Source organism: Firmicutes bacterium HGW-Firmicutes-1, from assembly GCA_002841625.1.
Lineage (GTDB): Bacteria > Bacillota > Clostridia > Lachnospirales > Vallitaleaceae > HGW-1.
Window position 1 is genome coordinate 52,008 of record PHAG01000005.1, and the last position, 14,530, is coordinate 66,537.

The window sequence follows — 14,530 nt, forward strand, 5'->3', positions numbered from 1 at the left end:
AATGAAGAAGATTATTATGGGTGAAAATATAGTAAAATCGTTTGGTGAGGGCGATGAAAAGTGCTATGCTCTTGATGGAGTGTCTATTGAAATAAACGAGGGGGAATTCGTTTCGGTAATGGGACCTTCGGGCTCGGGAAAATCCACGCTGATGTTTGCATTGAGTGGAATGGACGGCGTTGACGGTGGAAAGGTTGCTTTTGACGGTAGGGATTTATCAGCACTCAAAGAAAATGAGCTTGCTGACATACGCAGAACAAAAATGGGATTCGTTTTTCAGCAACCGACTTTGCTGAAAAATCTGAATATTCTGGATAATATTATTCTTCCATCAATGCGTAGCAATAGAAAAAACACCGCTAAGATTACCGAAAAAGCAAGAATGCTTATGAAAAAGGTGGGCATTGGGGAGCTGGAAAAGCGTGATATTACACAAGTTTCGGGAGGACAGCTTCAGCGTGCGGGAATATGCCGCGCACTCATGAGCAATCAGAAAATTATATTCGGTGATGAGCCGACGGGTGCACTTAACTCTAAATCCGCACAGGAGATTATGAACATCTTTACTGAAATCAATGCGGACGGTACTGCGGTTATGCTTGTAACGCACGATGCTAATGTGGCAGCGCGGACAGAGCGTATTATGTTTATGTGCGACGGAAAAATCGTTAGCGAAATGAGGCTTCCGAAATTCAGCGGCATAGATATTGAGGACAGGATAAAAAAAGTCACGGCTAGAATGCAGGAAATAGGAATATAATCACATTATGAGGCTATAGTTTTATGGAGAATGCATCCTGATTAAATCAATTGAGGATGCATTCTCTTTTTTGACATTAGTAATTGTGGTTCTCTTCAGCAGCTTCTGCAATAGCTTTTGTTTCATGAACTGTACCGCGAGGATGCTGAGGGGGTGCATAAATAGAGTATAATTTAAGTGGTTTATTGCCTGTGTTGATTAGATTATGCCATTTACCAGCAGGTATGATGAATGCAAAACCATCATAGACTTTTTCTTGAAAATACAACCGATTTTTTCTATCACCCATTTTAACAATTCCTTGGCCTTCTTCAATGCGTAGGAATTGATCAAGGTTGGGGTGGATTTCTAATCCGATGTCTTCACCTACATTAATACTCATCAAGGTCAGTTGTAAATGGCTTCCAGTCCATAAAGCGGTGCGAAAAGTATCGTTTTGCTTCGTAGCAGCATCAATATTAATGACGAAGGGTTCTGGTCCATAATCCATTAACTGAATGAAACAATGATCTTCTGATATATGAGAGCAAGGTATATACTGATTAGTGTACTGCTTTGAAAATTCTAAGTCATAAATTGGAGGGGTAACGTCATAAGGGTATGGATACATTATAGAATCATTATACATATTGTCTGGGTTATGCATTGTTGGTTTAACGTAATAAGGACGAGGATACGTTTTATACATTTTGCTCTTTCACTCCATAGGTTTATAACATTATCATATGTTTTATGTTTTGCAGATGTGCTCTGATTAAAAGAATGCTATGATTCTCGGGTTATAAGTGAAAAGATGACCAAGGGTCACATGACCATTCATTTACGTATATTTTCAGTTTAAAACTTAATTGCATACATTTTCGTTTATGCGCATAGTTATACTTTGTCTTCATTTTTCGGAGACTTCCCTGACACCATAGGAGAATCACTCCACACATGGCTGATTGTATCTAAATAATCAGCAGAGGTATGACATTTTCTTAGGTTTTTCATGAGTTTGCCATCCTTGTCGGTGTGAACCGACATGTAAGTCCAGAATTCATTCATTTTGTCACATAAATGCTTATCCCCATGAAGTATATTTTTATAATGAGTATAAATCTCATCGTGAAAATCTTTAACCATACTGATTTTATCGGCTGGCGGAATGATTTGCCCTTTGATCATAGATGGCAGGAAAGGATCCCTAAGAGCTCCTCTACCTAACATGAAGCTTTTTATTGAAGGAAAACTTAGTTGGATACGCATGAAGTCATCATAGGTAAATATATCGCCATTATAGGTTACCTCATGTTTGCAAGCGGTATTGAGCACTTCAAATGAATCCAGATCAACGTTACCGGTGTACATTTGTACACCGGTGCGAGCATGTATAATGACGCCACTCAAGGGATATTCATTGAGCAATTTAATCACACGTATGCCTTCTTCAGGATCATGAAGTCCAAGCCTCATCTTCGCGGTTATTGTATAATTGCTATCTGCACAAGCAATATCAAGAAATTCTTTGAGCATATCCGAATATGGTAAGATACCAGAACCTTTTTTCTTATTTGTAACCATGGGAAATGGGCATCCAATGTTCCAATTGATTTCATTGTAGCCCATATCAACTAGTGCGGAAGCAAAAAGCCTAAAATCAGCTCCATTGTTGCTAAGAAGTTGAGGAACAATTTTGATTGCAGCATCATTACGTTCAGGTAGAAGATCCTTAAACAGTAAATGGCTTGACTTTTTCTTTTCTGTAGTGGTAATAAAGGGTGCATAATACGCGTCAATACCACCAAAGATTTTGGCAAATGCATTTCTGTAACAAGATATAGTCATACCCTGAATTGGGGCCAAAAAAAGATTCATATATTTGCTCTCCATTTCTATTTACTAAAATTATTTTTAAAGTTTCCACTAGTTTATTTGTACCGATCGCATACTTTAGTTTAACTGATGATGGGCAGTTGGTAAAGATATGAATGGAACTTGAACAAAAAATAAAATATTGATTTAATTTTGGGCTAACTTTTTATAAAGCATCAACCGATAAAATAAATGTAGGGATGCTAAATTTGCAAAAGGATTTGTAATTTGGGAGAGATGAAAATGCATTCAAAAGCACTAGAGATTGGACAGTATATTCCCATTCATTATCATTTTCAAATGTTATCAGATTCAGATAGAATGAACTCATTTAAGACTGCAATTGACATGGCTGTTAAACCGGGCTACAAGGTTGCTGAATTGGGTTGTGGAACAGGTGTAATGTCCTACTTGGCAGCAAGTAAAGGCGCACAAGTATGGTCTGTTGAGTATAATCCAGAACTTGTATCTGCAAGCCGCAAATTTATTAGTGAAAACAATATGTCGGATAAAGTGAAAATATATCATGGTGATGCAACGAACTGGCTTCCCCCAGAACCAGTTGATCTTGTTATATGTGAAATGCTTCATAGTGCACTGCTTCGTGAAAAACAGGTAAAGGTTATTGAAGCATTTAGAAAAGCACATCATGCCCGCTTTGGAAGTATTCCGAAGTTCATGCCAAATGCCACCCTACTTGCAGTACAGCCTGTGAATCAACTTTACGATTTCTATGGGTATTATGCACCAGTACCATTCTTTCAATCAGCCTATCACAACGCTGTTGATTGCGAGGCACTTGGTGATCCAGCAGTCTATAAGATTGTGGACTATGATAATGCTTCTGAAGAAAGTTATAAATCTAAAGTTTCGATTGTTGTAAACCAAGATTCAGAATTAAATGCGCTTCGTTTTATAACAAAAAGCCTAATGTCTATGGACTTCAAAACTGGAAAAACGGTAGATTGGCATAATCAACACCTTGTATTGCCACTTCCATATACATATAACGTAAAAGCAGGCCAGAGTATCAATTTGAGTTTTGATTACCGGCCAGGAGATTCTATTGATATATTACAGAACTCGCTCAGTATCAAACTTAAAAATCCTGCTTCAACTGAAAAAGAATTCCTTATAGCTTAATATCTAAATAGGCTGGGTTTTAGTAGATGTCTAGTATTAGTAATTGAAAAGTGTGGAAATATAAAAGGAGAATGCACCCTTAGTAAAATATGATAAGGATACATTCTCCTTTTTTGGAATCTCTGCTATAATATGTGTAAATAAGTTAATAGGGGCACAATTTATGTTTTGATGAACTAGAAGGAATTGACTGGAGGATGCTATGAGACGCATAACGTTTCTAATTACGATGTTTTTTACTTATCTATTTGGTATGTTTTTATTACCAGTGGCTTTGGTTTTGGGTTTGTTCGATAAAAAGTTACAGGTACAGATTGCCTATGCCTTTAATCGTTTTATAGCGATACTGTCTATAAAAATCAGCGGAGCCAAGTTAGAAATGAAAGGTCTAGATCATATACCAAAAAACCAAGCTGTTTTATATGTAGGCAACCATAGAAGTATGTTTGATATCTTGCTATTGATGAAACTCATAAGAACGCCGCTGATTTTTGTTGGGAAGAAGAGTGTAATGAAATGGCCGGTAATAAGCTGGTGGATGAGAGCGCAAAAAACACTATTTATTGATCGAGATAATTTAAGAGAAGGCCTTAAAGTCATTATAAAGGGCATCGAATTATTGAAAGATGGTGATAGCATCGTAATATTTCCAGAAGGGACAAGAAGTAAAACGGATGAAATGTTACCCTTTAAAAAAGGCAGTTTTAAGCTTGCAACAAAGAGCGGTGTTCCTGTGATTCCATTTGCGATTAAAGGAACAGATGATGTATTTGAAAATAATAAATTTAATTTGAAACCTAAAACCATTTATATCACCGTAGGCAAACCTATTTTATTGAGTGAAGTTGAAGATACAAATAAGGACAATCATACACAGTTTATTAGAGGCATCATTGAAAATATGTACAATGAAATACATAATCAAAATTGATTGGGTTACATCTCAAGAAAGAGGCTAAAGATTATGTAGAGTGATATAAACTCAGGGGTCTTTTAAATAATAAGGCTATATTTTCAATTTTACTTATGGTATGATTCAATAGGGGATTTTACTTACCGCGTATAAATTGAATTGATTAGGAATATAATTTATAGCTTCAGTTAAATCGCTGCGTTTAAATAATGGAAATTAAAAGTTACATCATGAATCAATTTTTATAAGTTGACAAATTTACGTTTATACTATAATTTATAATTATGCAAATAAAAGCATATAATGTAAATTATATTCAATAATAATTTTAAGGAGAAATAAACCATGAAAAAAATCATTTCACTCATTCTTGCAATAACAATGCTGATGGTTGGTAGCTTAGCACTTACGGGTTGCAACTCAGACAGTGAAGGTACATACAAAGAAAGCTCGGTTGTTAAAGTAATCGATATTCCACTGACTGAAGAGGAATATGCTTTTGGCGTAGATAAAAATCAACCGGAACTTCTTACAGAGGTAAACAAATTCATAGCACAGATCCAAGCTGATGGAACATTTGAACAAATCTGTAACAATTACTTTGGTGACGGAAAACCCGTAGCAGTTACATCTGCTAAACTTGATAGCACGAAAGATCAACTTGTTGTAGCTACCAATGCAGGGTTTGAACCTTTTGAATATACTGTTGGAGACCAATACTACGGTATTGATATGGAAATTGCAGCTCGTCTTGCAGAATATCTTGGAAAAGAACTTGTAATCAACAATATGGATTTTGATGCAGTTTGTCTCTCTGTAGGTGAGGGCAAATGTGATATTGCAATGGCTGGACTTACAATCAAAGAGGATAGAAAAGAATATGTTGCATTCACAGATAAATACTATGATGCAGCTCAGAAAATCATCGTTAAGACAACTGATACAACATTTGATAATACCAAGGTAGTAGCTGATGTAGAGGCGATTCTTTCTGGACTTAACAGCGATACGAAGATCGGTGTACAGTCAGGCACAACAGGTCAATTTTATGTGGAAGGCGATGAAGATTGGGGTTTTACCGGTTATAAGGCTACAAATGTAGGATATAAATCTGGTTCTCTTGCTGTTCAAGATATGATCAATGGCAATATCAGTTTTGTTATCATTGATGAAGCGCCTGCTCAGGCAATTGTAAAGGCAATTAACGAACTTAATTAATATTATCAATACAATCCAATAACAAGACAAACAATAACAAGACAAACAATAACAATACAATCAATAACAAAACAATACCCCGCTGATATTTACGGGGTATTGTATGCTGTGAGGGCTCATAACATGGGGAATTTTGACAAAAAATTAGAAAAGTTTTGGGAAATGTTCTACTTGAACGATGGTTACACAAAAGTTTTAACCGGACTTCAAAACACATTATATATTGCAATTGTTGGACTCGCTATCGGAATTATCATCGGCACCGTAATAGCGATTGTGGAAGTATATCCAAAATACAAAAGACTGCCTAAAATACTAAACGGTCTTTGTAGATTTTATGTCGGTATGTTCAGAGGTACACCGGTAGTTGTGCAGCTATTGGTAACTTATTATGTTGTTTTACCTTTAATAGGTATCAATTTACCGGCACTGAATGTATGTGTTTTGGTATTTGGTTTGAACAGCGCAGCTTATGTTTCAGAAATTATGAGAGGCGGAATCATGTCTGTAGACTCTGGACAGATGGAAGCAGGACGTGCTCTTGGCCTAACCTATAACGTGACTATGTTGAAAGTGGTTGTTCCTCAGGCTGTTAAAAACATACTGCCTACGCTAGGTAATGAGTTAATCGCCTTGGTTAAGGAAACATCTGTTGTAAGCTTTGTGGGTGCTGCCGATTTGTATGTTGCATTTAACTATATTGGTACAAACAGTTATGAGTTTATGGTTCCATACCTAGTTATGGCGTTAATTTATATCGTAGTAGTTATGATTATAGCCTTGCTCATTAAAACAATGGAAAGGAGCCTGAGAAAAAGTGATCGACGTAATTAATTTAAAGAAAAACTATGGTAAGCTTGAAGTATTAAAAGATATTACAACTACAATCAATCAAGGTGAAAAGATTGCGATCATTGGCCCATCCGGAAGTGGGAAAAGTACATTTTTGCGTTGTCTTAACTGTATGGAAGACCCCACAAGCGGCGCCATTATATTTGAAGGCGTTGATATCGCTGACATGCATGTAGACATTAATATTCATCGACGTCATATGGGAATGGTATTTCAGCAATTCAATCTGTTTAATAATAAGACGGTGATTGATAATATCATGCTCTCTCCGGTATATATAGAAACGCATGATCTTCGCATGAAGAATTTAAAGAACTTTATTATAAACATAAAAAATATATTTACGCAGAATAAGAAGCCTATTTATGAAATTAACACCACTCGAGCTAAGATCAAAGTAGAAGCAAAAGAAAGTGCAATGCGTTTGTTGAAAAGGATTGGGCTAGAAGACAAAGCCGATGTTTATCCTTCAACGCTTTCAGGTGGTCAGAAACAGAGAATCGCAATCGTGCGAGCACTGGCTATGAACCCAAAAGTGATGCTATTTGACGAGCCTACCTCATCGCTTGACCCGGAAATGGTCGGGGAAGTTCTTGATCTTATCAAGCAACTTGCAAATGAAGGTATGACAATGGTTATTGTAACGCATGAAATGGGATTCGCAAAAGAGGTTGCTACAAGAGTTTTATTTATGGATGAAGGGAAAATTCTAGAGGAAAATATACCTGAGGAAATCTTCTCGCATCCTAAAAATGCCAGAACCAAAGAATTTTTATCAAAAGTATTATAAATAATGCCTACACATCATGTAGATAGGTCCTAAAGGAAGTGTTAAAATGCAAATGAACGAATCGATAGTCTATCAGTTTTTTTACTTGACGGGTGAAGATCAGGATCCAATGACAGTCTATGTTTTTGAATATGATAAAGAACAGGAAGGGGTTTCTGTTTTGACTGACTGGGAAATGGAAGTCTATATTCTGTCAGAGGAAGCTTTTGAAGATTTTATTCCTGCTAACCAAGAACAGATAGATGCATTTATTGAACATGTCCGGATACTTTACGCAAGTAACCTCTTGATGGAAAAACAGCTTCAAAACCCGGAAAAGGATTTCGATCCGGAAACAATGAAGAAAATTGAGGAGCAAGCTGCTATTTTAATAGAATGGCAGGATGGTGCAAAAGTTCTTTTGGAAAAACATTCAAAATAAATAAGGCAAAATAAAAAGATTTCAAGTATTGGTTATTAAACGGTATACCGTTTGGGACTGATATTTGAATTCTTTTTTTTCTCATTTCTCAGGACCTTTTAAACCAAGTTACAAAGTATTGGTTTTCGACATTGCAGGTGAGGTTGAGGCAATTGGTAGCAAAGTCTATGTTCCCTTGAATTTCTGTATGAGGGAACTTTTTAATTTGGTAATAAAAATTATTCACATCTTGACTATTGACTTATAATAAAAGGAGATATATAATAGTAACCAAGGTAGCAACGTAGCTACGAAAGGAGCTTGTTGAAATCTTGCAGATGAGGAAGCTATAAAGAAAGCTTAGTAGGGGACATGGGTTTATTTTGAAAAGGAGATTGATGCGTATAGTAAATGAATAATGAAGTGGGGTAAAGGTAATGAAAAATATGATTAGAATGGAGGAATAATGTGAAGACTAGAAAAATCGTTTTGATTATATCTCTGGTATTAATCTTGATTGGGTCAATGCTAGGTTATGGAATTCAAACGGACTATGGAAACGTTGATATTAAAGAAGTTCAGTTTACCGGTACATTTGGCAACACGATTCATGGATATTTATATATTCCAAAGGGTGTAACAAAAGACAAACCTGCACCGGCAGTAATTAATTGCCATGGATACATAAATACAAAAGAAGTTCAAACGGGTTTTAGTATTGAATTCGCAAGAAGAGGCTATATCGTATTATCAATTGATATGCCGGGACATGGATATTCAGATGCAGTACCTCCAGGAGCAAGTGGATTTGACGGTTTCTTCTCAGGAACAACGGAGGCTTTCAAATATCTTTCAGGTCTGGATATTGTTGACAAGAGTAAAATTGCCCTTGAAGGTCATTCCATGGGTGGGTGGAATGCTGCACAAGCGGCCCAAACTTTTGGAGAAAAAATTAATACCGTAGTATTAGTTGATTCTGCATCCGGTACATTTGGACCAGCATTATTTGATGAAAACTCACCATTTAATCATGCTGTTACCTTTGGAGATTCAGATGAGATGGTTTTGATGTTCTGGGAAGTTCCAAATGCAAGAGAGATTAATAAATCACCAAAACTTAAAAAGTCAATTGGTGTAACAGAAGACATAGAATATGGTAAAATATATGGTTCTTTTGAAAACAAAACTGCAAGAGCAGTGTTTCAAACTCCAGATACACATGCAGGAGCGCATATGTCAAGGGAAGCCATTGGAGCAGCGGTTGGATTTGTACAAGATGCGATGCCAGCAGGTAGTGTTATTCCATCAACAGATCAGGTATGGCCAATGCACGAATTTGCAAAATTGTTAAATTTAATTGGAATTGGATTGTTTATCATATTTTTAGGTGGAGTATTACTGGATACTAAATATTTTGGAACACTTGTACAAGAAGGTCCACAAACATTGAATATCAGAGGTGGAAAAGCAATATGGGCAGTTCTTGCCTTGATTACAACTGCATTTCCTGCACTAATCTATTTTAAATACAAAGGGCCTACGTTCCTGGATGCAAGCTTTTTACCGGGATCAGCTTTAGCACCTCAAGGAATAACAACTGCAATTGCAAGATGGTCAGTGATTAACGGAGTTATGTTTTTGGTATTGTTCCTAGTATGGCATTTTGCTTTTGGAAAAAAAGAAGGTGGTACACTAGTAACATACGGTATATCCACTTCAAGTGAAAAGAAAGAATTTTCTTGGAATTACATTGGAAAAACTGCATTGCTTGCAGGTATTATATTAGGATGTACACAATTAATAGCTGCATTAGTAGGACATATATTTAAAATTGATTTTAGATTTTGGGTTATTGGATTTAAGGCATTGGATTTTGCTCATATTAAAATGGGTCTAGTATATTTCTGGCCATTCTTCTTCTTCTTCTTAATAGGTGCCTTGGCAGCCCAAACCTACTTAAGAACTAAAAAATTAGAAGGTAAATATGCAGTAGTAATTCCATATTTAGCCGCAATATTAGTAAATGGTTTAGGTATGTTCGTGTTGGTACTCATGCAATATGTTCCTGCAATTACAACTGGAATAGCTGGGTTCCCAAATTTCACATTAGAAGCGATTGTAGGATTCCAGTTTATTGTAACACTTCCTTTTGCAGGAATTATCGCTACATACTTTAGTAAGAAAACATCCAACATATACTTGCCTGCATTCATAAATGCAGGGTTTATAACAATGTATGTTGTGATAGGACAAGCAATACATTATTTCCCCAAATAAATAATGAAAGCCCAATATGCTAATTGAAAGCGAGTCAAAAAATATATGTAATGTATTTGTTCTCCCTTAAATATACATTTGCATAAAAATTTGTTATAATAATAAGGAAGGCTTGAAGAATTCAAGACTTCCTTATTTATCGTTAATATTCCAATGATCCAGCTAATTTATAATAAGGTTAGGTGATGAATTTGAAAGCAAAAAATACTACGGATTATATGAATTCTAAAGATGGAACGAAACTATATTATGAGAAAAGTATAGTAGATAATCCTAAAGCTACAATCATTATTATTCACGGAGTGTGTGAGCATCAGGGCAGATACAATTATGTTGTAGACAAATTAAATGATAAGAACTATAACGTTTACCGATTTGATTATAGAGGGCATGGAAAATCAGATGGTAAAAAAGCACATATTGATGATTTTAATGATGTGATAGATGATACAGATGCTATGGTAAATATTGTTAAAGCGGATGAAAAGAATACGAAAATATTTATTTTAGGTCACAGTTTTGGTGGCTTTATTGCTGTTGCATACGGAATAAAACATAAGGGAAAAGTAGATGGGTTTATCGTAAGCTCACCTACAGCAAGTGACGAGGCAGGAATACTTGAGCTTTTTAGAAAAGGAACAGATAAAAATGAGTATGTACCAAACAATTTAGCAAATCTACTTTGCTCTGATAAAAAAGTTTGCAAGGAATATATGGAAGATGTTATGGTACATAAAGAAATGACAATTGGTTTTGTGCAGGAAATGATTAAAGGAACTAAGTGGATAAAAAGAAATATCTCTAAATTTAATTATCCGGTAGTGTTAATCCATGGTAAAAACGATCAGATTATTTCCTATCTTGATACAGAATACTTATTTGAACAAATGGCTTCTAAGGATAAAAAATTAAAAATATATCAGGGTATGCAGCATGAACTGCTAAATGAAGTAATTAAGGATAGAGTTATGGAAGATTTAACCCAATGGATAGACGAAAGAGTGTAGGATAGGATTGTAGTTGAGTATATAATAATGGTGTACTATATACGGTAAATAAGACGATTGTTAAGGGCATGGGAGGAACATAGATGAAGCCAGAAATAATTATAACATTAAAGAACTTGGGATTTACGGAGTATGAAGCAAAAGCTTATTTGGCCTTGCTTGAAAAATCACCGTTATCTGGATATGGGGTTGCATTGAATTCTGGAGTGCCTCGTTCGAAAATATATGAAGTACTTGATGGGATGGCACAAAATGGTGAAGTATTAATCAGCTATGGAGCACCGGTATTATATGCGCCATTACCCCCAAAGGAATTGATTGAACGAAGACGTAATAAAACTGAAGAAAATTTTGATGCTGCATGTAATTCACTAGAAGATTTTTCTTCAAGAGTAGAAGATAGAGACAACATTTGGAATATATCTGGGTACGATGAGATTATTAATAAAGCTAGGGAAATAATCAACGCAGCTACTGAAAGCCTAATTATTGAGATATGGAAAGAAGATTTTGAAAAAATAAATCAAGCATTAACAAATGCAGTAAAAAGGAAAATAAAAGTTAGTATTGCTGCTTATGAGGATATAGAATTAAGAAATGCAGAGGTTTACAAAGTTCCTGAAGAGTATCAAATAGGTGGTGATTTAGGGAGAAGTATTTCAATATGTGCAGATGGTAAAGAAGCTATGACTGGAGTTGTTTCTTTAGAGATCGAAAGTCTTGCAGCAACATCTAAACATCCAGGACTGACTATTCCGGTCTCTCAACTAATTAAGAGAAGTATTTTTATAGCTAAGAATTTAGAATAATAAATAAAAGAATTCATCAATACAAATGAAATGATCAACCAATGAAATAAAAAGATGATTACCGAATTACAGGAGTCATCTTTTTCTATCCAATATAATGGTGATACCATCCCGATAAATAAAGGTGCGGTAAAGACAGATGAAATCAGAAACAATCATTCAATTTCAAAATAAACTATTAGAATGGTACGATAACAATGCACGTATCTTACCATGGAGAGACAATCCTTCACCCTATAGAGTTTGGATTTCAGAAATTATGCTTCAACAAACGAGGGTAAATGCTGTAAAGCCTTATTTTGAGAATTTTATGAAGGAAGTTCCAACAATACAGACCCTTGCAAATATTTCAGAAGATAAACTATTAAAGCTTTGGGAAGGATTGGGGTATTATAATCGTGCCAAAAATTTAAAAAATGCTGCCAATATCATTGTGCAAAGCTTTGGCGGAGAAATGCCGTCCAGTATAGAAGACTTACAATCTCTTCCTGGAATTGGCCCCTATTCATCCGGAGCGATCGCTTCCATTGCATTTGGGAGGAGGGTTCCTGCTATTGATGGGAATGTACTTAGGGTATTTGCCCGAGTTACAGCAAACGAAGGTAGTATTATAGATCAAACAGTGAAAAAAGAGATTGAAAAAAGTGTAGTTGAAATATTACCTATGATTCGTATTGGTGATTTTAATCAAGCAATTATGGAATTAGGAGCCACTATATGCGTACCAAATGGGCTGCCGAAATGCATCGAATGTCCAATTAACACTATTTGTGAAGGAAATAAACAAGGTATTGCAGCAACACTTCCTTTAAAAACTAAAAAAAAAGCAAGAAAAATTGAGGAAAAGACTATATTTGTGATTCGTTTTATGGACAGAACAGCATTAAGACAAAGGGGTAATAAGGGATTGTTATCAAGTCTTTGGGAATTTCCACATGTAGAGGGACATTTATCTCGTGAAGAATGTGAAGAACAATTAAATGAATGGAATATTATTTGTCATAAAATAATTCCTTTGAATAAATCCAAACATATTTTTACGCATATAGAATGGCATATGATTGGGTATTTCATCCAGATAGAAAGTATGCCAGTTGATACTAAATTCGTCTGGGCAACACAGAATGAATTAAAGGAAAAATATTCGATTCCCTCAGCTTTTAGAACATATAGAGGGGGCATAGATGATTAAGGAAGTTCAACTGCAACTTCCTGTCTTTCTGTAGAACCGTATTTATTTAAGATTGTTTTTGTCCAAATGCTCGTGGACATATTGCTCGGCATCTATTACAATTACAAATGCTAAAGCCTCTATCGTTCTTGCTGTATGTAAATTCTCTGCATCGTTTTTGGTTTACACTAGTTCCGTTTAATGCGTTTTGAGGGCACTGATCTATACATAAGTGACAATTTTCAATACAAACTTCTTCTGCAATGGGATCGGATTCTAAATCTAGGTTGGTTAAAACGGCACCAATATTTATCATATTACCATATTTATTGTTCATAATAAGAGTGTTTTTACCTAAGCTACCTAATCCTGCTAGAAGGGCAGCATGCTTCATTGATATTAAGCCACGACCTTCAAGGGTGTTATTATCCCAATAATCGTAAGGGGAATCTGAAGGGAGGGGTATCGCTGTTGCATCCAGTTTTTCTATTTCGAGTGCAGATAGATAACTGATGCGATCTAATTCGTCCAAGTTGACATCTGTTGCTTTGATATAAATTATACGGGGATCAACCTTCGCCAAGCCTTTTGGTATACACTTAGCAAACACGATTACTGATTTGCATTCTTCGTAGAGATCTTTTGGGTTAAAGCCATTAGGTGCATCTGTGAATCTATCTACATTAGCAATTCCGCATAAATCTGCTCCTAATTCTAAAACAATTTGTTTGATTTTTTCTTTCATAACATTCACCCACCAATGCGTTGTATAGTCTTTATTGTTCTTTAAGGATATGATATCATGTAATGAATGATTCGTAAATTAATGATTGTGATATCCATGTATTGAAAAAACGATTTCTATAGGAGGAAGTATGGAAGAAAGCAAAATTACTTTTAAATCTATTGATGAATATATTTTACAATTTCCCCATGAGGTTCAGGAAAAACTTAAAATGTTAAGAATGGTTATTAAAGAGTCGGCACCAAATGCAGAAGAAAAAATGAGTTGGCAAATGCCTACTTTTGTATTGCATGGGAATTTGGTGCATTTCGCTGCCTATAAAAATCATATAGGATTTTATCCAGCCCCTAGCGCAATAGATGCATTTAGTCAAGAATTATCCGAATATAAGGGAGCAAAAGGATCGGTGCAATTTCCTTTAGAAAAGCCAATCCCTTATGAATTAATAAGTAAGATAGTTGAATTTAGAGTTGCTGAGAATAACAAGCTAGCAGAAGTTAAATCGAGAAAGAAGAAATAATCTAATGAGGGTCTGATGATTTTTGTTCAATCACATAATGGTAGAATATGAATATATTAATTGTGTAAACT

General features: G+C 35.3%; 15 protein-coding genes. 12 read left to right on the forward strand and 3 right to left on the reverse strand.

Annotated features, from left to right (window positions below; all coding sequences use genetic code 11):
- Nucleotide 1 precedes the first annotated feature (1 nt).
- Nucleotides 2–760 carry an ABC transporter ATP-binding protein gene (locus CVU84_06970; GenBank protein PKM95058.1) on the forward strand — a complete coding sequence of 253 codons (759 nt, stop codon included), beginning with the start codon at nt 2–4 and terminating at the stop codon, nt 758–760.
- A 76-nt stretch (nt 761–836) separates the two neighbouring features.
- Here the strand turns inward: CVU84_06970 and CVU84_06975 are convergent, their stop codons facing one another.
- Nucleotides 837–1,406 (reverse strand): cupin domain-containing protein, encoded by a 570-nt coding sequence (locus CVU84_06975; protein PKM95183.1) that lies wholly within the window; start codon nt 1,404–1,406, stop codon nt 837–839.
- A 230-nt stretch (nt 1,407–1,636) separates the two neighbouring features.
- Nucleotides 1,637–2,617, reverse strand: a complete 981-nt coding sequence (locus tag CVU84_06980; GenBank protein ID PKM95059.1) for a dihydrouridine synthase — start codon at nt 2,615–2,617, stop codon at nt 1,637–1,639.
- Nucleotides 2,618–2,842: 225 nt separating this feature from the next.
- Between CVU84_06980 and CVU84_06985 the strand changes: the two genes are divergently transcribed.
- From CVU84_06985 to mutY, 10 genes are all read left to right on the forward strand, one after another.
- Entirely contained in the window at nt 2,843–3,757 is a 915-nt protein-coding gene (locus CVU84_06985) for a methyltransferase type 12 (protein PKM95060.1), read from the forward strand.
- A gap of 202 nt (nt 3,758–3,959) precedes the next feature.
- Entirely contained in the window at nt 3,960–4,688 is a 729-nt protein-coding gene (locus CVU84_06990) for a 1-acyl-sn-glycerol-3-phosphate acyltransferase (GenBank protein PKM95061.1), read from the forward strand.
- Nucleotides 4,689–5,015: 327 nt separating this feature from the next.
- A complete protein-coding gene (locus tag CVU84_06995) occupies nt 5,016–5,888 on the forward strand; it encodes an amino acid ABC transporter substrate-binding protein (GenBank protein PKM95062.1) in 873 nt (290 codons plus the stop codon).
- Between the two features lie 123 nt (nt 5,889–6,011).
- Nucleotides 6,012–6,722, forward strand: a complete 711-nt coding sequence (locus CVU84_07000) for an amino acid ABC transporter permease (GenBank protein PKM95063.1) — start codon at nt 6,012–6,014, stop codon at nt 6,720–6,722.
- Nucleotides 6,706–7,530, forward strand: coding sequence for an amino acid ABC transporter ATP-binding protein (locus CVU84_07005; protein PKM95064.1), 825 nt, complete (start codon nt 6,706–6,708; stop codon nt 7,528–7,530). Before CVU84_07000 ends, CVU84_07005 begins: the two co-directional genes overlap by 17 nt.
- Nucleotides 7,531–7,576: 46 nt before the next feature.
- Complete coding sequence (locus CVU84_07010; protein ID PKM95065.1) at nt 7,577–7,951, forward strand: hypothetical protein; 375 nt, start codon at nt 7,577–7,579, stop codon at nt 7,949–7,951.
- Nucleotides 7,952–8,398: 447 nt separating this feature from the next.
- On the forward strand, nt 8,399–10,207 hold the full coding sequence (locus CVU84_07015) for an alpha/beta hydrolase (GenBank protein PKM95066.1): 1,809 nt from the start codon (nt 8,399–8,401) through the stop codon (nt 10,205–10,207).
- 185 nt (nt 10,208–10,392) lie between these two features.
- On the forward strand, nt 10,393–11,214 hold the full coding sequence (locus CVU84_07020; GenBank protein PKM95067.1) for a hypothetical protein: 822 nt from the start codon (nt 10,393–10,395) through the stop codon (nt 11,212–11,214).
- A gap of 83 nt (nt 11,215–11,297) precedes the next feature.
- Entirely contained in the window at nt 11,298–12,023 is a 726-nt protein-coding gene (locus CVU84_07025) for a hypothetical protein (GenBank protein ID PKM95068.1), read from the forward strand.
- A 139-nt stretch (nt 12,024–12,162) separates the two neighbouring features.
- Entirely contained in the window at nt 12,163–13,215 is a 1,053-nt protein-coding gene (mutY, locus tag CVU84_07030; protein PKM95069.1) for an A/G-specific adenine glycosylase, read from the forward strand.
- Between the two features lie 46 nt (nt 13,216–13,261).
- Here mutY and CVU84_07035 read toward each other — a convergent pair whose 3' ends face one another.
- The gene (locus CVU84_07035; protein ID PKM95070.1) at nt 13,262–13,939 is read right to left on the reverse strand and encodes an epoxyqueuosine reductase; all 678 of its coding nucleotides are present in this window, start codon (nt 13,937–13,939) and stop codon (nt 13,262–13,264) included.
- A 130-nt stretch (nt 13,940–14,069) separates the two neighbouring features.
- Here CVU84_07035 and CVU84_07040 point away from each other — a divergent pair, with 130 nt between their 5' ends.
- Complete coding sequence (locus tag CVU84_07040) at nt 14,070–14,459, forward strand: hypothetical protein (protein PKM95071.1); 390 nt, start codon at nt 14,070–14,072, stop codon at nt 14,457–14,459.
- Nucleotides 14,460–14,530 lie beyond the last annotated feature (71 nt).